The organism is Pseudomonas sp. NPDC087817 (assembly GCF_044742875.1).
Classification (GTDB): domain Bacteria; phylum Pseudomonadota; class Gammaproteobacteria; order Pseudomonadales; family Pseudomonadaceae; genus Aquipseudomonas.
Window position 1 is genome coordinate 432,064 of sequence record NZ_JBIUVJ010000001.1, and the last position, 20,904, is coordinate 452,967.

Sequence of the window (20,904 nt, forward strand, 5' to 3'; positions counted from 1 at the left end):
TCGACAGGATTCGTCCCGACATGACTTTCATCGTCCGCCGCGCCAGCCCTGCTGACGCGGCCGCCCTCCCCGCCATCGAACGCTCGGCTGCCGGGCTGTTTCGTCTCGACCCTGCCCTCGCCTGGCTCGCCGACGCCGAAGTGCCAGATAGCGCGCAGCATGTGCAGGCCATCGAGCAGCTGTGCGTTTGGGTGATTGAAAGTGCTGACCAGTCACTGGCGGGGTTTCTTCGGGCACTGGAAATCGACAGTCAATTGCACATCGAAGAGCTGTCGGTGAGTCAGGATTTTCAGGGGCAAGGCATGGGGCGTGCGTTGGTATCAGCGGCCATTGAGCACGCGCGTCAGATGCAATTGTGGGCCGTGACCCTGACTACCTTCCGCGACCTGCCGTGGAATGCGCCGTTCTATCAGCGCCTCGGGTTTATCGTGCTCGGCGCTGAAGACACGCCACCGCATCTGCTGACCGCCCTGCAAACCGAAATCAACCACGGTTTCCCCGGCGAAAGACGTTGCGCGATGCGCCTGCCACTTCCCTGACAACACCCAAACCATCTCCTACATGGGCATGTCGGTGTGTCAGGTTGACCGCCGAGCGAGAGCCGGGGAGGATGGCGGCGCGCCTCTCGCATTTGAAATAAGGACGTTGACCTCTTCGTGGCCACCTACTCGCGCCTCATTCGCCGACTGATGATCAGCTCGCTGACGGTCGTTGTCAGCCGTGCTCTGATCAGTCCGCTGCTGACCCTGTTCCTCAGTAACAAACTCGGCCTCAACCCGCAGGACGTCGGCTTGCTGCTGGGCGTCGCGGTGTTCAGCGCGACGCTGTTGTCGCTGTACGGCGGCTACATCATCGACAAACTCGACAAGCGTCAGTTGCTGATTGTGACGATGCTCTCCAGCGGCATCGGCCTGATGCTGCTGACCTTCGCGCAGAACCTGTATCTGGTCACCCTGGTGCTGATCATCAGCGAGACCGCGTCGGCGCTGTTCCTGATCTGCTCCAAGGCGATCCTCAGTGAAAACCTGCCGGTCGGCCAGCGGGTCAAGGCGTTCTCGCTGAATTACACGCTGACCAATATCGGCTATGCGGTTGGGCCGATGATCGGCGTGGTGATTGCCGGCATCCAGCCCGCCGCGCCCTTCATCGTTGCCGGCGCAATTGCCATTGGCAGTATTTTCCTGCTGCTCGGCGCCGCCAGAGATGCCAGCCCGATCTCGCCAGTCGGCCAGCCACAAAGCTTTCTGAATACGCTGATCATCCTCAAGAACGATCGCACGATGATCCTGTTCACCCTCGGTTGCCTGCTCAGCACGCTGGTGCACGGGCGTTTCACGTTGTACCTGTCGCAATACCTGCTGGTGACCCACACCCAGCAACAGACGCTGGACACCATGGCCGCCCTGCTCGCCTGCAACGCGATCACGGTGATCCTGTTGCAATACCAGATCGGCCGCTTGCTCAAACGCGAGTACTTGCGCCAGTGGATTGCCGGTGGCACGGCGTTGTTCATCGTCGGTCTGATCGGTTTCAGCCTGGCCGACAGCCTCGTAGGCTGGTGCGTGGCGATGTTCATCTTCACCTTGGGCGAAATGATCATTTACCCGGCGGATTTCCTCTTCGTTGATACGCTGGCCCCGGAGTAGTTGCGTGGCAGCTACTACGGCGCGCAGAACCTGGCGGCACTCGGCGGTGCGGCGAGTCCGATGATGTGCGGATTCCTGCTGATGCACACGCCGGCGCCGAGCATGTTCTACGCGCTGAGCGCGTTGGCGGCGTTAGGCGGTTATCTGTGTTTCGTCAGCGGCCGAAGAGTGGCGTCAGTTCAAAAATAATGCACTGAAACTGCATTAATATGAATTTGTCAGCATCGTGAATGATCGGCACACTGTGCACGTTCCTCCCCCAATGTTGGAACACTTCGAGGGCTTTCCGGATTGCCGGACAGTCCTTTTTTTTGCCCGCAATTTTTTACAGGATCGGATTCACATGCTCGCTCGCTGGTTACCCGCCGCCATCAACACCCGCCCCACCGAATGGAGCCGCGCCGCCATCGGCATGGCCTTGGGCACGCTGTTCAGCGTTTGGATGTGTGCGCAGGTGTTCGGTCATGACGTGGCCTATCACCTGATCGGCCCGTTGGGTGCGTCGGCGGTGTTGCTGTTCGCTGTGTCGTCCGGTGCGCTCGCCCAGCCTTGGTCGATTCTCGGTGGTTACTTGTGTGCCGGCGTCGTCGCATTGTTGGTGGCCCACGTGCTCGGGCGAACCCTTGGCAGCGCGTGCCTGGCGGCGGGCATGGCGTTGATTCTGATGTGCTGGCTGCGTTGCCTGCATCCACCGGCCGGCGCCTTGGCGTTGACGCTCGTGTTGGCAGATCCGGCGACCGTCGCCATGGACTGGACAGCCATGGGGCCGGTGATGCTCGGCGCTGCGTGCATGCTGCTCAGCGCCCTCGCTTACAACAATCTGACGCGGATTCGTTATCCGAAACGTGCTGCCGATCCCGCACCAACGGTGGCACCGGTCGACAGTCAGGCGATCACCGCTGAAGACTTGAAACTGGCACTGGCGGACATGGAAGCGTTCATCGACATCACCCCCGAAGACCTCGAACAACTGATCCACACCAGCGAACAGCACGCCAAACGGCGCAGCATCGGTGAAGTCTTCACACGTTAGCCGCTGAGATCCCTGTGGCGAGGGAGCTTGCTCCCGCTGGAGCGCGAAGCGGTCCCCTGCATTCTTCAAGACAAATCGCATAACCCGGTTTACGACTGCTGCGCGCCTGCGCGTGAGCATGCTCCCTCGCCACAAAGGCGATCTTGTGTCTAAGGTAAAAACGCAGACAGACCCTGCACATATCCCCGTTGTACAGGGCAAATTTGCACTGTTACGATCCGCTAACGCTCGCGCGCGAGCTTCTCGAATAAAGACAATAAAAGCAGGGAGTTAGTGATGACTGCTCAGGCTTCATCCCCGCGGACTGTGTCCATGGATGCCACGCAAAACGAAGTGCTGGCCGAGGTTCGCAACCATATCGGTCACCTTACCCTCAACCGCCCCGCCGGCCTCAACGCCATTACCCTCGACATGGTGCGCCTGCTGCAACAGCAACTCGACGCCTGGGCGAGCGATGCCAATGTTCACGCAGTCGTGCTGCGCGGTGCCGGTGAAAAAGCCTTCTGCGCCGGTGGCGATATTCGTTCCCTGTATGACAGTTTCAAAAGCGGCGACACGCTGCACGAAGATTTCTTCGTCGAGGAATACGCCCTCGACCTGACGATTCATCATTACCGCAAACCGGTGCTGGCGTTGATGGACGGTTTTGTCCTCGGCGGTGGTATGGGCCTGGTGCAAGGCGCGGATCTGCGCGTGGTCACCGAGAAGAGCCGACTGGCGATGCCGGAAGTGGCCATCGGTTATTTCCCGGATGTCGGCGGCAGTTACTTCCTGCCGCGTATTCCCGGTGAGTTGGGCATTTATCTGGGTGTCAGCGGCGTGCAGATCCGCGCTGCCGACGCGCTGTATTGCGGCCTCGCCGACTGGTATCTGGACAGCAGCCAACTGGCGCTGCTTGACGAAAAACTTGATCAGATGGAGTGGCAGGACACGCCGCTCAAGGCCCTGCAAAACCTGCTGGCCAAACACGCCGTGCAAACCCTGCGCGATGCGCCACTGGAAGCCTTGCGCCCGGCCATCGACCATTTCTTTGCTCTGCCCGATGTACCGAGCATGGTCGAGCAACTGCGCGCAGTGACCGTGGCCGACAGCCATGAATGGGCGACTACCACCGCCAACCTGCTGGAAACCCGTTCACCGCTGGCCATGGCCGTGACTTTGGAAATGCTCCGTCGCGGCCGTCATCTGAGCCTGGAACGTTGCTTCGCCCTGGAACTGCATCTGGATCGTCAGTGGTTCGAACGCGGCGATCTGATCGAAGGCGTGCGCGCCCTGCTGATCGACAAAGACAAGACACCTCGCTGGAACCCGCCGACCCTCGCCGCGCTGGACGCGGCGCATGTCGCGAGTTTCTTCCACGGTTTTGATGAGAGCGGGAGCTGAGCCATGCACGATCTCGAACTGACAGAAGAACAAGTGATGATCCGCGACATGGCCCGGGACTTTGCCCGTGGCGAAATCGCACCCCATGCACAAGCCTGGGAAAAGGCTGGCTGGATCGACGACGCGCTGGTAGCGAAGATGGGCGAACTGGGCCTGCTCGGCATGGTCGTGCCGGAAGAATGGGGTGGCACTTACGTCGACTACGTGGCGTACGCACTGGCGGTCGAAGAGATTTCTGCCGGCGACGGCGCGACTGGCGCGTTCATGAGCATTCACAACTCGGTCGGTTGCGGCCCGGTGCTCAACTACGGCAGCGAAGCTCAGAAACAGACCTGGCTGGCGGATCTCGCCAGTGGGCAAACCATCGGTTGCTTCTGCCTGACCGAACCGCAGGCCGGTTCCGAAGCGCACAACCTGCGCACCCGTGCCGAATTGCGTGACGGCCAATGGGTGATCAACGGCGCCAAGCAATTTGTCAGCAACGGCAAACGGGCGAAACTGGCGATTGTGTTTGCAGTGACCGATCCGGAGCTGGGCAAGAAAGGTATTTCGGCGTTTCTGGTCCCGACCGACACGGCGGGTTTCATCGTTGACCGTACCGAACACAAAATGGGCATCCGCGCCTCCGACACCTGTGCGGTAACGCTGAACAACTGCAGCATTCCCGAGGCCAATCTGCTCGGCGAACGTGGCAAAGGTCTGGCGATTGCCCTGTCCAACCTTGAAGGCGGCCGCATCGGCATCGCCGCGCAAGCGTTGGGCATCGCCCGTGCGGCGTTTGAAGCGGCGCTGGTTTATTCGCGTGATCGTATCCAGTTCGGCAAGCCGATCAATGAGCACCAAAGCATCGCCAATCTGCTGGCCGACATGCACATGCAACTGAACGCGGCACGCCTGATGATTCTCCACGCGGCACGGCTGCGCACGGCGGGCAAACCGTGTCTGTCAGAGGCTTCGCAGGCCAAACTGTTTGCGTCGGAAATGGCCGAGAAGGTCTGCTCGTCGGCGATTCAGATTCATGGCGGGTATGGGTATCTGGAAGATTATCCGGTCGAGAAGTACTACCGCGATGCGCGGATTACCCAGATCTATGAAGGGTCGAGCGAGATTCAGCGGATGGTAATTGCTCGGGAGCTGAAGAACTACCAGATCTAAAAGCAAAAGCATCGCTGGCAAGCCAGCTCCCACAGGGTTCTCGGTCGATCACAGATGTTGTGTACACCGAAGATTGTGTGGGAGCTGGCTTGCCAGCGATGACGTCAGTAAGACTGCAGCATTATTTGCCCTGAAAATCCGGCGTCCGCTTGGCCACAAACGCCGCCATCCCTTCCTTTTGATCCTGCGTGGCAAACGCCGCATGGAACACCCGGCGCTCGAAACGCACGCCTTCAGTCAGATTGACCTCGAAAGCACGGTTGACGCTTTCCTTGACCATCATCGCAATCGGCAGCGACTTGCTGGCGATCACCGCCGCCACCTTCAGCGCTTCTTCCAGCAACTCATCGCTTGGCACGATCCGCGCAACGATGCCGCAGCGTTCGGCTTCCACCGCATCGATCATGCGCCCGCTCAGGCACATTTCCATGGCCTTGGCCTTGCCCACGGCGCGGGTCAGGCGCTGGGTGCCGCCCATGCCCGGCAGCACGCCGAGGTTGATTTCCGGCTGACCGAATTTGGCGTTGTCGCCGGCCAGAATGAAGTCGCACATCAGCGCAAGCTCACAGCCGCCCCCCAGGGCAAAACCGTTGACCGCCGCGATGATCGGCTTGCGCCGGTTGGCCACGCGGTCGCTGTCACTGAACAGATCGTCCATGTAGATCTGCGGGTAGGTCAGCTCGGCCATTTCCTTGATGTCGGCACCGGCGGCGAAGGCTTTTTTCGATCCGGTGAGGACGATGCAACCGATGTTCGCATCGGCTTCCAGGCCATCGAGGGCATGATTCACTTCGCTGACCAGTTGCGCGTTCAGGGCATTCAGCGCCTGCGGCCGGTTCAAGGTGATCAGGCCAACGCGGCCGTGGGTTTCCAGCAGAATGGTTTCGTAAGTCATGAATGCAGATTCCTTCTCAAAGATTGCGCGAAATGACCATGCGCTGAATGTCACTGGTGCCTTCATAGATCTGGCAGACGCGCACGTCGCGGTAGATACGCTCCAGCGGGAAGTCGTTGAGGTAACCGTAACCGCCGAGGGTTTGCAACGCCATCGAGCAGACCCTCTCGGCCATTTCCGAAGCGAACAACTTGGCCATGGAGGCTTCGACCAGCGCCGGTTGGCCACTGTCGCGCAGGGCGGCGGCGTAATGCACCATTTGCCGGGCGACGGCGATTTGCGTGGCCATGTCGGCGAGGCGGAACGCCACGGCTTGATGCTCGATGATCGGCTTGCCGAAGGTGTCGCGCTCTCGGGCGTAATCACGCGCCGCTTCAAACGCGGCACGGGCCATGCCCACCGATTGCGAGGCGATGCCGACGCGGCCGCCTTCAAGGTTGGCCAGGGCAATTTTGTAGCCTTCGCCCTCCTCACCCAGCCGGTTGGCGACCGGGACTTTGACGTCTTCAAAGAGGATCTGGCAGGTGTCCGAGGCGTGCTGGCCGAGCTTGTCTTCGACGCGGGCGACTTTGTAGCCCGGCGAATCGGTCGGCACGATAAACGCAGTGATGCCGCGCTTGCCGGCACTCGGATCGGTCACCGCAAACACGATGACGATCCCGGCGTTCTGCCCGGAAGTGATGAACTGTTTGCAGCCGTTGAGCACGTAGTGATCGCCTTCAAGACGCGCACGGGTTTTCAGGCTGCTGGCGTCGGAACCGGCCTGCGGTTCGGTCAGGGCGAACGCGCCGAGCATCGCGCCACTGGCCAATGGCTTGAGGAAGCGTTCGCGCTGGTCGTCGTTGCCGAACTTGAGGATCGGCACGCAACCCACCGAGTTGTGCACGCTCATGATCGTCGAGCAGGCGCCATCGCCGGCAGCGATTTCTTCCAGGGCCATGGCGTAGGCCAGGTAACCGGTGTCACATCCGCCCCACTGCTCCGGTACAAGCATGCCGAAGAAACCCAGTTCGGCCATCTCGCCGATGGCCTCCTTGGGGAAACGGTGCTCGCGATCCCACTCGGCGGCAAACGGTTTGAGCCGTTCCTCGGCAAACTGCCGGGCCATGTCGCGGATCTGGGTTTGGTCTTCGTTGGGAATCATGGTGAATCCTTAAATCCGGGTGACAACACAAAACCCTGTGGGAGCGGGCTTGCCCGCGATGGGGTCGTGTCAGCAAACATATCTGCTACATGACCCACCGCTATCGCGGGCAAGCCCGCTCCCACAAGGTCAGCCATCAACTTCAGTAAACGCATTCCACGGCCATCGCCGTCGCTTCACCGCCGCCGATGCAGATGGCCGCGATCCCGCGGTTGAGGTTTCGCTGGCGCAGCGCCGAGAGCAAGGTCACCAGAATGCGCGCGCCGGACGCACCGATCGGATGGCCCAAGGCACAAGCGCCGCCATGCACGTTGAGCTTGTCATGGGGAATTTCCAGGTGAGTCATCGCCGCCATCCCCACCACCGCAAACGCTTCGTTGACCTCGAACAGATCAACATCGCCCAGCGACCAACCGGTTTTCTTGATCAGTTTCTTGATCGCGCCGATCGGCGCCACCGGGAACAGCCCCGGAGTATCGGCAAACGCCGCATGGCCATGGATGACGGCCAGCGGTTTCAGACCGAGTTTCTGCGCCTGCGACTGACGCATCAACACCAACGCCGCCGCGCCATCGGAAATTGAGCTGGAATTGGCCGCTGTCACCGTGCCGCCTTCGCGGAAGGCCGGTTTCAGCGAAGCGATCTTGTCCAGTTTGGCTTTCGGTGGCTGCTCATCGTTGCTGATCAGCACCTGTTCTTTGCCGACGGGCACGGTCAGCGGGACGATTTCGTCCTTGAAGCTGCCGTCCTTGATCGCCTGCTGCGCACGGGTGGTCGAGGCGATGGCAAAAGCGTCCTGCGCTTCGCGGCTGAAGTCATTGGTTTCAGCGCAGTCTTCAGCGAAGGTGCCCATCAGACGGCCCTTGTCGTAGGCGTCTTCGAGGCCGTCGAGGAACATCGAGTCGAGTACGCGGCCATGGCCCATGCGATAACCGGCGCGGGCACGATCCAGCAGATACGGCGAGTTGGACATGCTTTCCATGCCGCCGGCAATCACCACGTCGGCACTGCCGGCGACCAGCATGTCGTGGGCCAGAATGGTGGTTTCCATGCCCGAGCCGCACATCTTGTTGACGGTGGTGCAACGGGTCGATTTATCCAGCCCGGCGCCCAATGCCGCTTGCCGCGCAGGTGCCTGGCCGAGGCCGGCGGGCAGTACGCAACCGAACAACACTTCGTCGACCGCATCGCTGGCGACTCCGGCACGTTCAACCGCAGCCTTGATCGCAGCGGCGCCGAGTTGTGGCGCGGTGAGGCTTTTCAGTTCGCCTTGAAAGCCGCCCATCGGGGTGCGGACGGCGCTGACGATGACAATCGGATCGTTGGAAAGGGTCATGACAAATCCTCCTTACTTGGCGGCCATGCGCAAGGCACCGTCGAGACGGATCACCTCGCCGTTGAGCATGCTGTTTTCGATGATATGCCGAACCAGTGCGGCGTACTCGGCAGGCTTGCCCAAACGCGGCGGGAACGGCACGCCGGCGGCCAGCGAGTCGCGTACTTCCGGGGTCATGCCGGCCATCATCGGTGTTTCGAAAATGCCCGGGGCGATGGTCATCACGCGGATGCCGAAACGCGCCAGTTCACGGGCGGCAGGCAGGGTCAGGCTGGCGATGGCGCCTTTGGATGCCGAGTACGCCGCCTGACCGATCTGGCCGTCGAAAGCCGCCACCGAAGCGGTGTTGATGATCACACCGCGTTCGCCGTCGGCATTGGCCTCGCTTTCGGCGATGGCGGCAGCGGCCAGACGCAGCATATTGAAGCTGCCGATCAGATTGACGTTGATCACTTGCGCAAAACTGCTCAGCGCATGCGGGCCGGTCTTGCCGAGGATTTTCTCGCCACGCACGATGCCGGCGCAGTTGACCAGGCCATTGAGGCTGCCAAAGGCGCTGACGGTCGCCTGCACCGCGGCTTCGGCCGCGGCTTCGTTACTGATGTCGGCAACCACGCTTTGCGCGCCCAGACGCTGGGCCTGAGCCGCCACGGCTTCGGCATTCATGTCCACCAGCATCACTTTGGCGCCGGCACTGACCAGCAGTTCAGCGGTGGCGGCACCGAGGCCGGATGCGCCGCCGGTGACGATAAAAACCTTGTTCTCGATCTGCATGACTGTACTTCCTGATTCAAGCTGAAACGTTCTTCGCCGCGGCCTCTTGAGCCTTGGCGATTTCCTGGTTGCGCAAGATAAAGCGCTGCAATTTGCCACTCGGGGTTTTGGGCAATTCGCTGACAAATTCGATTTCACGCGGGTAAGAATGCGCGGCCAGGCGCTTGCGCACGTGTTGGCGCAATTCCTCGGCCAACTCCGGCGCCGCGCGGTATTGCGCGCTGAGCACGACAAAGGCTTTGACCAGTTCGGTGCGCTCCGGATCGGGTTTGCCGACCACGGCCGCTTCGACCACCGCCGGGTGTTCGATCAGCGCGCTCTCGACGTCGAACGGGCCGACGCGGTAGCCGGAGGTGGTGATCACGTCATCGCTGCGGCCGACGAAGCTGATGCTGCCGTCCGGGTTCCACTCCACAGTGTCACCACTCAGGTAGTAGTTACCGACGAAAGCCTTGGTCGGCGCGCCCTGATAGCCGCCGAACCAGCACATCGGCGACTGCGGACGGTCGATGGCGAGAATGCCGGGCTGGCCGACGCCCAATTCGTTGTACTGATCGTCGAGTACCACGATGCGATGCCCCGGCGAGGCGAAACCGGCGGCGCCGACATGCACCGGATGGTCGAGGCCGTGGTGGTTGCACAGGACCATGCCCAGTTCGGTCTGGCCGTAATGGTCGTGAATGACCACGTCGAGGTTGTCGGCGAACCAGCGGATCACTTCCGGGTTCAGCGGCTCGCCGGCGCTGCTGACAATGCGCAGCTTGCCCTTGATCGACTTGGCGAACTCGTCGCCGCCGGCAATCAGCAGGCGATATGCGGTCGGCGAACCGGTGAGGTTGGTGATGCCGTACTTGTTGATCACCCGGCAGGTGCTTTCGAGGGTGAACGGACCATCGTAAAAGGTAATCGGATGGCCCATCGACAACGGCCCGGTCACGCCGAAATAGATGCCGTAGGCCCAGCCCGGATCGGCGACGTTCCAGAACGAATCTTCGGGGCGCAGATCCACCGCGTCGCGGGTGTAGCTCTGGAACGCGACGATGGCTTTGAGCGGGACCGACAGTGCTTTCGACGGACCGGTGGTGCCCGAGGTGAACATCAGCAGGAACGGGTCTTCGCCCGTGAGCATCGTCGGTTCGCAGACATTGGAATGGTTGGGCAGCTCGGCCCAGAAACTGAAATCGCCACGGACAATGCCCTGGCCCTTGGCGCCGCCGACGGTGACCAGGGTCGGGCAGTCGGCAACTTCCGAGAGTTTCGGCCGGTTGACCGCATCGGTCACCACCACTTTGGCGCCGGAACTGTTGAGGCGATGTTCAAGGGCTTTGGGGCCGAACGCGGTGAACAGCGGTTGATACACCGCGCCAATGCGCCAGGTGGCGAACACGGTGATCAGCAATTCGATATTGCGCGGCAGCAGACCGGCGACCTTGTCACCCTTCTGCACGCCTTGGGCGAGGAGGAAATTGGCAAAACGCGCGGCTTTGTCCTGCAAGTCGCTGAAGGTGTACGTTGCACTGGCGCCGTCGCGACCCTCCCAGAACAGCGCAATACGCCCCGGCAAGGCATGGCGGTCGCAGCATTCGACGCAGGCGTTGAGCGCCTCAAGCGAACCGCTGAGTGCGGCAACAACGGTGTGCTGATAGTTGAACTGTGCGGTAGCAGACAAGTAATCGCGCATTGCCAGAATCCCTCTGTGTTTTTATTAGGTTGGGGAACCGTAAACAACAGAGGGATAGTCGCGCTGCGGCGGAGTTGGGGCAATGGTCAAAGCCATCAAAGTGGCTGACTGGTTTGGCCAGGGTTCAGGTTATGTAGCGCCTGTCAGGCCGCCATCGCTGGCAAGCCAGCTCCCACAGGATTTGCGCTGACCCTGTGGGAGCTGGCTTGCCAGCGAAGGCGCCGGGCCAGGCGATGAATGATCTGGATCAGACTGCTTCGTTGAGGATCAATGTGCGGTAATGCCCCGGGTTCGACCCCGACCATTTGCGAAACGCCTTGTAGAACGAACTGGCATCGGCAAACCCCAGCCGCGCCGCAATCTCGACAAAACTGATCGAAGGCTCCGCCAGCCAGACAATCGCCAACTCCTTGCGCACACTGTCCTTGAGGCCTTGATACGTCTGCCCTTCCTCCGCCAGACGTCGGCGCAACGTCGAGGCGGATATGCACATTTGCTGCGCCAGTGTTTCGGTTTCCGGCCACCGCTCGGCGGGCAACTGGCGCAAGTCCTGTTTGATCCGGCTGGCGAGGCTTTCCGGATCGCGGTACTTCACCAGAATGTTCGCCGGCGCGTGGGCCAGAAAGCGCTTGAGCTCTTCGGCGCTGCGCTTGATCGGCAGATCGAGACACTCGGCGGAGAAAATCATCCGCGTACGCGGGCGATCAAAGCGCAGGTTTTCCGAGAACATCACCCGATAGTCATCGGTGAAGTCCGGCGCCGGGCAAAGCAGCTCGATGGCGAGAATCGGAATCCGCCGCCCCGCCAGCCAACAGGCCACGCCGTGAACGATCATCCAGTAGGTGAAATAGGTGAAAGCGCGGCGTGGCTGTGGATCGTCTTCAAGCAGGACGATTTCCGCCAGGCTCTGCTGATGCACCAATTGCGCGGGCATTTTTTCCAGCATCAGCGAGAGGAACGTCAGCCCCGTGTTCAGGCCGTCGGCCAGCGTCGATTGCGCCATCGCGCTACGACAGAGGAACGCCAGACTCCCCGACTTGAGTCGGCGCGGGTCCATGCCGAAGAACTCGTCATCGCCACGCCGGGCCAGCAGACGCCAGAGTTTCGCGTACTGCGAGGCCGGCACCCGGCCATCCTCACGTTGCAACAGCGCCGGATCGATGCCGACCTTGTTCAAGGCTTCTTCCGTGGCCACGCCCGGGGCACAACTTTGCAGCAGCGCTTCACGCACCAGTTGCACGGCGATGGTGTCTTTTTCCGACATGGAACTCGCTGAACCTTGTTGTTTTTGAATGACCGGCATCTTACCGCAGGACATGAATTCAACACGAACCCCCTGTAGGAGTGAGCCTGCTCCCGATGGCGGCGGGTCAGAAAAATATGCGCTGACTCACACGACGCCATCGCGAGCAGGCTCACTCCTACAGGGATCTATGTGAGGCAAAAATTGAGGTTGTTCAGCTTGCGTTCAGGTTTATGTCAATGATTGTCATGTGAGAATGAGTGTCATTATGTTACAACTTGTAACCTCTTCGAATGACTTATTGGATGCCGAATGCTCGTCCCCTTTCTGATCATGCTGCGCGAAGGCATTGAAGCCGCGCTGATCGTTGGCATCATCGCCAGCTACCTGCAACAGACCGGCCGTGGCCAATGGATGCCCGCCGTGTGGATCGGCGTGTTTCTCGCCGCTGCGCTGGCCCTGCTGGTCGGCGGTGGCCTGGAACTGGTCAGCGCTGAATTCCCGCAAAAACAGCAAGAGCTGTTTGAAGGCGTGGTCGGACTGGTGGCCGTGGGCATTCTCAGCTCTATGGTGTTCTGGATGCGCAAGGTGGCGCGCTCGATCAAGCATTCGCTGCAAGCCTCGCTGGATCAGGCGCTGACCTCTTCGAAACACCAAGTGATTGCCTTGATCGCCATGGTCTTCTTCGCCGTCGCTCGCGAAGGACTGGAAACGGTGTTCTTCCTGCTCGCGGTGTTCCAGCAAAGCGAAGGCCCGGGGGCGCCGATCGGTGCCCTGCTCGGCCTGATTCTGGCGATCATCGTGGGTTTCCTGATCTACACCGGCAGCATGCGCCTCAATCTTTCGGCGTTCTTCAAGTGGACCGGGCTGTTCATTCTGGTGGTGGCCGCCGGGATTCTCGCCAACTCGGTGCAGGCCCTGCATGAAGCCGGCCTGTGGAATCACCTGCAAACCGTGCTGTTCGACTTCAGTTCGACGCTGCCGATGGATGGCCCGCTCGGCTCGGTGCTGGCCGGCATGTTCGGTTATCAGGACGCGCCGACCGTCAGCACCCTCGGGGCGTATCTGATTTATCTGCTGGTGGCGTTGCTGATGTTTTTCTACCCGGCGCCCAAACCAGCCGCGCAATCGTCTTCCGTTTCCAGCCAATAAGGGCACCCATGTCAAAGCCTAATACCCCTCAGGCCTCCCCTCCCCGCGCCTTGCGCTGGGCGGTGGCCGGTTCGGTGGTCGTGATGATCGCCGCCGGTGGCCTGTTCTACTACGCCTCGAAAATGGCCGCGGCCAAGCGTCAGCTCAACCATGACGAAGTAGTGGTCAACATTCATCCGGGCAGTTGCGAGCCAAACGCGCTGACGGTGCCGGCCGGCCGCGCCAGTTTCCGCATCGTCAACCGCTCCGACCGCGCCGTGGAATGGGAAATCCTCGACGGCGTGCTGGTGGTCGAGGAACGCGAAAACATTGCGCCGGGCCTGAGCCAGGTGATCAACGCCAACCTGCAACCCGGCGACTACGCGATCACCTGCGGCCTGCTGAGCAACCCGCGTGGCACCTTGCATGTGACGCCGACGGCCGCGTCCGATGCGGCCGCCAAGGCCAAGCCGTCGATGGTCGCCTTCGTTGGGCCGTTGTCGGAGTTCCGCGTGTATCTGGCCAGCCAAGGCAGCGCGCTGATCAAAGCCGTGACCGCACTGGATCAGGCAATTGCCAGCGGCGACCTCAGTCAGGCGCAGGCGTTGTACCTGCCTGCGCGTGCTGCCTATCAACGTCTGGCCCCGGCCGCGCAACGTCTGGCGGAACTGGACAACAGCATCAACGCCCGTGCCGATTACTTCGAGAAGCGCGAGCAGGATCCAGCGTTCGTCGGCTTCCACCGCATCGAGTACGCGCTGTTCCAGCAACGCAAACTCGACGAACTTGCCCCCGTTTCCCAGCGTTTGCTCAGCGACGTCACCGCGCTCAAACAGCAACTGCTCGCGCAGACGCTGCCACCGGAGCAACTGGTCAACATTATCGTGCGCAACCTCAACACCCTGGCCGACGTCCGCGCCGCCAGCGGTGAGGAAGAACGCTACAGCCACGGCGACCTCAATGGTTTCGCCGCCAACCTGGAAACCGCACACAAAGTCGTCGATTTACTGCGGCCGATGCTGAGCAAATCCGCCGCCGACCTGTTGCCGAAAATCGATCAGGCATTGGCCGACTTCGACACCCAACTGAACAGCTTCAAGGTCAAGGACGGCTACGCCACTTACGACACCGTCAGCGGCGAGCAACGCAAGCAGATCGCCGACAAGGCTCAGGCCCTCGCCGACGCACTTGATGGCATCGATCCAGCCCTCGGCCTCTCCGGCCTGTAAGCAGAAGACGAGTACCGATGAAAGATTCCGAACAACTCAACCTGCAACGTCGCCGCGTCCTGCTGGGCATGGGCGCTGCCGGGGTCGCCCTCGCCGGTTCGGCTCTGAGCTGCCCGGCCATGGCGGCTGCACCTGCGCAAGTCACTGAAGCGCCGAGCAGCGACAAAACCGAAGACCGCCACGATTACCACGGTTTGCATCAGACCGGCATCGTCACCCCGCGCCCGGCCTCCGGGATGTTGGTGTCCTTCGACGTGCTGGCCAGTGATCGCGAAGACCTTGAGCGGCTGTTCCGCACGCTGAACGAACGCATCGCCTTCCTGATGAAGGGCGGCCCGGTGGCGCAGATCGATCCGAAACTGCCACCGCCGGATTCCGGCATCCTCGGCCCGGTGGTCACCCCGGACAACCTGACGATCACCGTGTCGGTGGGCGAATCGCTGTTCGACGAGCGCTTCGGTCTGGCCGACGCGAAACCGAAACGCCTGCAACGCATGGTCGGTTTTCCCAACGATGCGCTGGAAGCCGATTGCTGCCATGGCGACCTGAGTTTGCAGTTCTGCTCCAACACCGCCGACACCAACATTCACGCCCTGCGCGACATCGTCAAAAACCTCCCGGACCTGCTGCTGGTGCGCTGGAAACAGGAAGGCAGCGTGCCGCCGCAAGCCCCGGCCAAATCCGGCGTGCCGGCGCAGTCTGCACGCAACTTTCTCGGTTTCCGTGATGGCTCGGCCAACCCCGACTCCAACGACGCCAAAGCCATGGATCGCCTCGTCTGGGTGCAACCCGGCAGCGACGAACCGGCCTGGGCGGCGCACGGCAGTTATCAAGCGGTGCGGATCATCCGCAATTTCGTCGAACGCTGGGACCGCACACCGTTGCAGGAACAGGAAAGCATCCTCGGCCGGGTCAAGACCACTGGCGCGCCAATCGGCGGAAGCCATGAAAGTGAAGTCCCGGACTACAGCAAAGACCCGGCCGGCAAGCTGACCAAACTCGACGCGCATATTCGCCTGGCCAACCCGCGCACCGTCGAGACTCAGGCCAATCTGATCCTGCGTCGGCCATTCAACTACTCCAACGGCGTCAACAAGAACGGCCAGCTCGACATGGGGCTGCTGTTCATCTGCTACCAGGCTGACCTGGAAAAAGGCTTCATCACCGTGCAGACCCGCCTCAACGGCGAGCCGCTTGAGGAATACCTCAAGCCGGTCGGCGGCGGGTACTTCTTCACCCTGCCGGGTGTCACGGGCGACAAGGACTTCATCGGTCGCTCGCTGCTCAATGCCACACAACCGAAAACCGCTGCATAAAACAATCCCGACACTGGAGCCGCCCCCATGAAAAAAACGCCACTCGCGTTATTGCTGACCCTTGGTTTGCTCAACACCCCGCTGTCAGCGTTCGCCGCGACAGCACCGCTGGATCTGGTCGGGCCGGTTTCGGACTACAAGATTTACGTCACCGAACAGCTCGATGAACTGGCCAGCCACACCCAGCAATTCACCAACGCGGTGAAGAAAGGTGATCTGGCCACCGCACAAAAACTCTACGCACCGACCCGCGTGTATTACGAGTCGATCGAGCCGATTGCCGAACTGTTCAGTGACCTCGATGCGTCCATCGACTCCCGTGTCGACGACCACGAGAAAGGCGTGAAAGCAGACGACTTCACTGGCTTCCACCGCATCGAATATTCGCTGTTCTCGGAGAAAAGCACCCAGGGTCTGGACGCACTGGCGGACGGTTTGAACAAAGACGTCAAGGACCTGCAAACCCGCGTGGCCGGCCTGACCTTCCCGCCCGAGAAAGTCGTCGGCGGTGCGGCTGCGCTGCTGGAAGAAGTCGCCGCGACCAAGATTTCCGGTGAAGAAGACCGTTACAGCCACACCGACCTGTATGACTTCCAAGGCAACATCGACGGCGCGAAGAAAATCGTCGACCTGTTCCGTCCGCAGATCGAGAAGCAGGACAAGGCTTTCGTAGCGAAAGTGGACAAGAACTTTGCCACCGTCGACAAGATTCTGGCCAAGTACAAGACCAAGGACGGGGGTTTCGAGACGTATGACAAGGTCAAGGATAACGACCGCAAGGCGCTGGTTGGCCCGGTCAATACACTGGCGGAAGACTTGTCCACATTGCGTGGCAAGTTGGGTCTGAATTAAGGTTTTTTAGCGTTTGTTAAGGCCCCATCGCTGGCAAGCCAGCTCCCACAGTTTTTTGGTGTACACAACATATGTGAACGACCGAAAACCCTGTGGGAGCTGGCTTGCCAGCGATGGCATTTTCAGCCTTCTTACAAAATCCGGTAGAGCAACCGCTCGATCCGCACCCGACTCACGCGCTTGAGAAACTTGGCCACGCCCGCCGGGTATTCAGGCAACGTCTCCAGAGCATTAAAACTCTCGATCCGCGTGGTATGGCGGAAAATCTCCTCCAGCTCCTTCGCCCGCGGTTCCAGCCATTCCCCTTTCGGGTCATCAATCAGTAGCGCGTTTTCCAGATCCAGGCGGAATGCCCGTGGATTGAGGTTATTGCCGGTCAGCAGCGTGTAGCGCTGATCGATCCACATGCCCTTGAGGTGATAGGTGTTGTCGCCATCACGCCACAGGTGCAGATTCAACTGGCCGCTGTCGATGTTGCGCTGATGCCGTTTGGCGAAGCGGCGCAGGCTGATCTCGTACAGGTACGGCAACGCCGCGATCACCTTGAACGGCTCGCTCGGCGGAATGTAGAAATCGTTGGCGGTCTTGTCGCCGACCACGATGTCGATCTTCACGCCACGGGCCAGGGCGCGGTTGACCTCGCGGATCACCCCCAGCGGCAGGTTGAAGTACGGCGTGCAAATGGTCAGTTGTTTTTGCGCGCTGGCGATCAGTTCAAGAATCGCCCGGTTCAACGGGTTGTTCTTGCCCACGCCGAGCAATGGGCTGACCGACAGGCCGTCTCTGGCCGTGCTGCCGTTGGCGGTGTCGTAAGTCGCGTATTTGAGGCGGCTGCGCAGATCGCCGATGTCGTTACGCAAGCTGCGCGTGGTCGGCAGATTGGGCAGGTCGAGGCGATGCACGGCTTTCGATTCGATCAGACCGTGCTTGACCAGGTGATGCATCGAATCCGCCAGTTCGCGGCTTTGCAGGACGTGATAGCGGTCGAAACGGTACTTGTCGAACTTGTGCAGGTAGACGTTGTTCAGGCTCGCGCCGCTGTACACCACGCAATCATCGATCACGAAGCCCTTCAAATGCAGCACGCCGAACAGTTCGCGGGTCTGCACCGGCACGCCGTAGACCGGCACCTCACTCTGGTGAGTGCGGGTCATTTCCTGATACCACGCCGAATTGCCCGGCTGCTTGCCGGCACCGATCAGCCCGCGCTGTGCGCGCAACCAATCGACCACCACAGCGATTTCCAGCTCGGGACGCTTGAGTTTGGCGGCGTGCAAGGCATCGAGGATTTCCTGACCGGCTTCGTCTTGCTGCAGATACAGCGCGACGATGTAGATGCGCTGGGTCGCCGTGGCGATTTTCTCCAGCAGGCAACGACGGAACTCGGCGGCGCCGGACAGAATGGTCACGGCCTCGGCGGTCAGCGGAAAGCTGCGCAGTTTAGGCAGCAGAGAACGTTTGAAAAGCAACGGCATAGGGCTCGCAATGGGTCGAATCCGGAGAACCCGAGAGCTTACACCATCGCTTCCTTCGGGTCTTGTTAGTGTCTGTAATGAGCTATTCGCGGGCAGGCTCGCTCGCACATTTGAAATGCGTTCCCCTTTGGGAGCGAGCCTGCTCGCGAAAGCCATTTCAAAATCAACGTTTGACCAAGGAGAACGATCGTTCTACTGTTCGTCACATGAACGAAATCACTGACACCTCGACCCGCGACATCATTCTGGATGTCACCGAAAAGTTGATCTACAAAAGTGGCATCGCGGCCACCGGCATGGATCTTCTGGTGAAAACCGCCGGCGTCTCCAGAAAAAGCATCTACCGCTACTTCGCCAACAAGGATGAGCTTACCGTCGCCGCCCTGCAACGCCGCGACGTGCGCTGGATGCACTGGTACCGAAGCGCTGTCGGTCAGGCCGAAACCCCGGCCGATCGCCTGCTCAACCTGTTCACTGTACTCAAGGGCTGGTTTGCCTCGGAAGGTTTCCGTGGCTGTGCCTTCATCAACACCAGCGGCGAAACCGGTGATCCCCAGGACCCGGTGCGCCAGGTCGCCAAAGACCATAAACAGAAGCTGCTCGACTACGTGTGCGAGCTGTGTACCGAACATGGTGCCGAGGATCCGCAACTGCTGGCCAAGCAATTGCTGATCCTGATTGACGGTGCCATTACCGTAGCGCTTGTGATGGGTGATCACAGTGCCGCCGATAATGCGCAATGCATGGCGCGAAAGTTATTGGACCTGTAACGCCTAAGTAAGCCTGACCCGTTGTTTAAACGTTAAATCTTTCGGGAGACTGAATATGTCTACTGCAGCCCAGGTACGTCCGCCATTACCCCCCTTCAACCGTGAATCCGCCATCGAGAAAGTTCGGCTGGCCGAGGACGGCTGGAACTCCCGCGATCCGGAAAGGGTATCGCTGGCCTACACCCTCGACACCAAATGGCGCAACCGCGCCGAGTTCGCCAACAACCGAGAAGAAGCCAAAGCCTTCCTGACCCGCAAGTGGGCCAAGGAGCTGGATTACCGCTTGATCAAGGAACTCTGGGCTTACTCCGATACCCGTATCGCCGTGCGTTATGCGTATGAATGGCACGACGATTCGGGTAACTGGTTTCGCTCCTATGGCAACGAAAACTGGGAGTTCGACGACAACGGTCTGATGTTCCAGCGCTATGCCTGCATCAACGACATGCCGATCAAGGAAAGCGAACGCAAGTTCCACTGGCCGCTGGGCCGACGCCCGGATGATCACCCGGGGCTGTCCGACTTGGGTCTGTAATCTCTTACAGATGTAAAAGGCGGGAGCGGGCTTGTTCGCGAAAGTGCTGTGTCAGCGCAGTAGATAGCAACTGACACGGCGCCTTCGCGGGCAAGCCCGCTCCCACAGTGTTCGGGGTGTTCAGCCTACTGTGGCATTGCGCTTTAGCCTCCCGTTCACGCACCCATCGATTTTTCTATTCCTGTTGGCCATCGCAAATCCGATCGAACTCACGGCAAACGGCCCGGGTCAACCGCCCATACCTGCCATGAGACCCCGGAGACCGACGATGACCGATTATCCAAAACCACCCTTCCCCGCCCAGGCGCAATCCGTTCCCGGCTCGCAACGCAAAATGGAGCCATACCCCGATTGCGGCGAGCAAAGTTACGTGGGCTCCGGCCGACTCGCCGGCAAGATTGCCCTGATCACCGGCGCAGACAGCGGCATCGGCCGCGCGGTCGCCATCGCGTTCGCCCGTGAAGGCGCGGATGTTGCCGTTGCCTACCTCAACGAACACGAAGACGCCGAGGAAACCGCACGCTGGGTCGAACAGGCCGGACGCCAGTGCCTGTTGCTGCCGGGTGATATCGCGCAAAAAGCGCAGTGCCAGGCCTTGGTCGACAAGACCGTCGAACGCTTCGGGCGCATCGACGTGCTGGTCAACAATGCCGCGTTCCAGATGACCCACGAAAACTTCGAAGAGATTCCCGATGACGAATGGGTGATGACCTTCGACGTCAACATCACCGCGATCTTTCGCTTGTGCCAGGCCGCGCTCAAGCACATGCGCCCAGGGTCTTCGATCATCAACACCAGCTCGATCAACTCGGACATGCCCAAACCCACCCTGCTCGCCTACGCCACCACCAAAGGCGCGATCGCCAACTTCACCGGCGGTTTGGCGCAAATGCTCGGGCCCAAGGAGATTCGCGTGAACTGCGTGGCGCCGGGACCGATCTGGACGCCGCTGATCGTTTCGACCATGCCCGATGAAGAGGTGCAGAACTTCGGTGCGCAAACCCCGCTCGGCCGTCCCGGCCAACCGGTGGAAGTGGCGCCGATCTATGTGCTGCTGGCGTCGGACGAGGCCAGTTACATCACGGGTCAGCGTTATGGCGTGACCGGTGGCAAACCGATGCTTTGACCCCCGGCTCTGCTGATCGCCCGATCACTGTCGCAGCGTCAGCCAGGCAATACGATCAACCTGTGGGAGCGGGCTTGCTCGCGAAAGCGCTGGGTCATTCAACATCATGGGTGCCTGATACAACGCTTTCGTGAGCAAGCCCATTCCCACAGTCATTTGTGGTCATTCTGCAAGGATCGC

Annotated in this window: 18 protein-coding genes and 1 pseudogene; 12 read left to right on the forward strand and 7 right to left on the reverse strand. The window is 60.6% G+C overall.

Annotated elements, in window-relative coordinates; genetic code table 11:
* Window positions 1–20 precede the first annotated feature (20 nt).
* From ACIONG_RS01900 to ACIONG_RS01920, 5 genes and pseudogenes are all read left to right on the forward strand, one after another.
* On the forward strand, window positions 21–539 hold the full coding sequence (locus tag ACIONG_RS01900; RefSeq protein WP_401296304.1) for a GNAT family N-acetyltransferase: 519 nt from the start codon (window positions 21–23) through the stop codon (window positions 537–539).
* Between the two features lie 117 nt (window positions 540–656).
* A pseudogene (locus tag ACIONG_RS01905) lies at window positions 657–1,835 on the forward strand (MFS transporter).
* 154 nt (window positions 1,836–1,989) lie between these two features.
* On the forward strand, window positions 1,990–2,679 hold the full coding sequence (locus ACIONG_RS01910; protein WP_401296306.1) for an HPP family protein: 690 nt from the start codon (window positions 1,990–1,992) through the stop codon (window positions 2,677–2,679).
* Between the two features lie 276 nt (window positions 2,680–2,955).
* The gene (locus ACIONG_RS01915; RefSeq protein ID WP_401296308.1) at window positions 2,956–4,062 is read left to right on the forward strand and encodes an enoyl-CoA hydratase/isomerase family protein; all 1,107 of its coding nucleotides are present in this window, start codon (window positions 2,956–2,958) and stop codon (window positions 4,060–4,062) included.
* 3 nt (window positions 4,063–4,065) lie between these two features.
* Complete coding sequence (locus ACIONG_RS01920; RefSeq protein WP_212808877.1) at window positions 4,066–5,217, forward strand: acyl-CoA dehydrogenase family protein; 1,152 nt, start codon at window positions 4,066–4,068, stop codon at window positions 5,215–5,217.
* 121 nt (window positions 5,218–5,338) lie between these two features.
* On the opposite strand, the gene ACIONG_RS01925 is transcribed toward ACIONG_RS01920, so the two are convergent.
* The 6 genes from ACIONG_RS01925 to ACIONG_RS01950 all read right to left on the reverse strand — a co-directional run bounded on the left by ACIONG_RS01925 (window position 5,339) and on the right by ACIONG_RS01950 (window position 12,311).
* The gene (locus ACIONG_RS01925) at window positions 5,339–6,112 is read right to left on the reverse strand and encodes an enoyl-CoA hydratase (protein ID WP_212808878.1); all 774 of its coding nucleotides are present in this window, start codon (window positions 6,110–6,112) and stop codon (window positions 5,339–5,341) included.
* A gap of 16 nt (window positions 6,113–6,128) precedes the next feature.
* Window positions 6,129–7,256 (reverse strand): acyl-CoA dehydrogenase, encoded by a 1,128-nt coding sequence (locus ACIONG_RS01930; protein ID WP_103302035.1) that lies wholly within the window; start codon window positions 7,254–7,256, stop codon window positions 6,129–6,131.
* A 142-nt stretch (window positions 7,257–7,398) separates the two neighbouring features.
* Window positions 7,399–8,592, reverse strand: coding sequence for an acetyl-CoA C-acyltransferase (locus ACIONG_RS01935; protein ID WP_401296311.1), 1,194 nt, complete (start codon window positions 8,590–8,592; stop codon window positions 7,399–7,401).
* A 12-nt stretch (window positions 8,593–8,604) separates the two neighbouring features.
* Complete coding sequence (locus ACIONG_RS01940) at window positions 8,605–9,366, reverse strand: SDR family NAD(P)-dependent oxidoreductase (RefSeq protein WP_401296313.1); 762 nt, start codon at window positions 9,364–9,366, stop codon at window positions 8,605–8,607.
* Window positions 9,367–9,382: 16 nt separating this feature from the next.
* Window positions 9,383–11,047 carry an AMP-binding protein gene (locus ACIONG_RS01945; RefSeq protein WP_401296315.1) on the reverse strand — a complete coding sequence of 555 codons (1,665 nt, stop codon included), beginning with the start codon at window positions 11,045–11,047 and terminating at the stop codon, window positions 9,383–9,385.
* Window positions 11,048–11,294: 247 nt separating this feature from the next.
* Window positions 11,295–12,311 (reverse strand): AraC family transcriptional regulator, encoded by a 1,017-nt coding sequence (locus ACIONG_RS01950; RefSeq protein WP_401296317.1) that lies wholly within the window; start codon window positions 12,309–12,311, stop codon window positions 11,295–11,297.
* Between the two features lie 291 nt (window positions 12,312–12,602).
* On the opposite strand from ACIONG_RS01950, the gene efeU reads away from it, so the two are divergent.
* From efeU to efeO (ACIONG_RS01970), 4 genes are read left to right on the forward strand one after another with little or no spacing between them, the layout of a single operon-like run.
* Window positions 12,603–13,442, forward strand: a complete 840-nt coding sequence (efeU, locus tag ACIONG_RS01955) for an iron uptake transporter permease EfeU (RefSeq protein ID WP_401296319.1) — start codon at window positions 12,603–12,605, stop codon at window positions 13,440–13,442.
* An 8-nt stretch (window positions 13,443–13,450) separates the two neighbouring features.
* Window positions 13,451–14,650 carry an iron uptake system protein EfeO gene (efeO, locus tag ACIONG_RS01960; protein WP_401296321.1) on the forward strand — a complete coding sequence of 400 codons (1,200 nt, stop codon included), beginning with the start codon at window positions 13,451–13,453 and terminating at the stop codon, window positions 14,648–14,650.
* A 17-nt stretch (window positions 14,651–14,667) separates the two neighbouring features.
* Window positions 14,668–15,966 (forward strand): iron uptake transporter deferrochelatase/peroxidase subunit, encoded by a 1,299-nt coding sequence (efeB, locus tag ACIONG_RS01965; protein ID WP_401296323.1) that lies wholly within the window; start codon window positions 14,668–14,670, stop codon window positions 15,964–15,966.
* Window positions 15,967–15,993: 27 nt separating this feature from the next.
* Window positions 15,994–16,818, forward strand: coding sequence for an iron uptake system protein EfeO (gene efeO / locus ACIONG_RS01970; protein WP_401296325.1), 825 nt, complete (start codon window positions 15,994–15,996; stop codon window positions 16,816–16,818).
* A gap of 131 nt (window positions 16,819–16,949) precedes the next feature.
* Here efeO (ACIONG_RS01970) and pssA read toward each other — a convergent pair whose 3' ends face one another.
* Window positions 16,950–18,293, reverse strand: coding sequence for a CDP-diacylglycerol--serine O-phosphatidyltransferase (pssA, locus tag ACIONG_RS01975; protein WP_103302044.1), 1,344 nt, complete (start codon window positions 18,291–18,293; stop codon window positions 16,950–16,952).
* 206 nt (window positions 18,294–18,499) lie between these two features.
* Between pssA and ACIONG_RS01980 the strand changes: the two genes are divergently transcribed.
* From ACIONG_RS01980 to ACIONG_RS01990, 3 genes are all read left to right on the forward strand, one after another.
* Complete coding sequence (locus tag ACIONG_RS01980; protein ID WP_401296328.1) at window positions 18,500–19,063, forward strand: TetR/AcrR family transcriptional regulator; 564 nt, start codon at window positions 18,500–18,502, stop codon at window positions 19,061–19,063.
* A gap of 55 nt (window positions 19,064–19,118) precedes the next feature.
* A complete protein-coding gene (locus tag ACIONG_RS01985; RefSeq protein ID WP_103302046.1) occupies window positions 19,119–19,598 on the forward strand; it encodes a nuclear transport factor 2 family protein in 480 nt (159 codons plus the stop codon).
* Between the two features lie 268 nt (window positions 19,599–19,866).
* Window positions 19,867–20,724 carry a glucose 1-dehydrogenase gene (locus ACIONG_RS01990; RefSeq protein WP_103302047.1) on the forward strand — a complete coding sequence of 286 codons (858 nt, stop codon included), beginning with the start codon at window positions 19,867–19,869 and terminating at the stop codon, window positions 20,722–20,724.
* Window positions 20,725–20,904 lie beyond the last annotated feature (180 nt).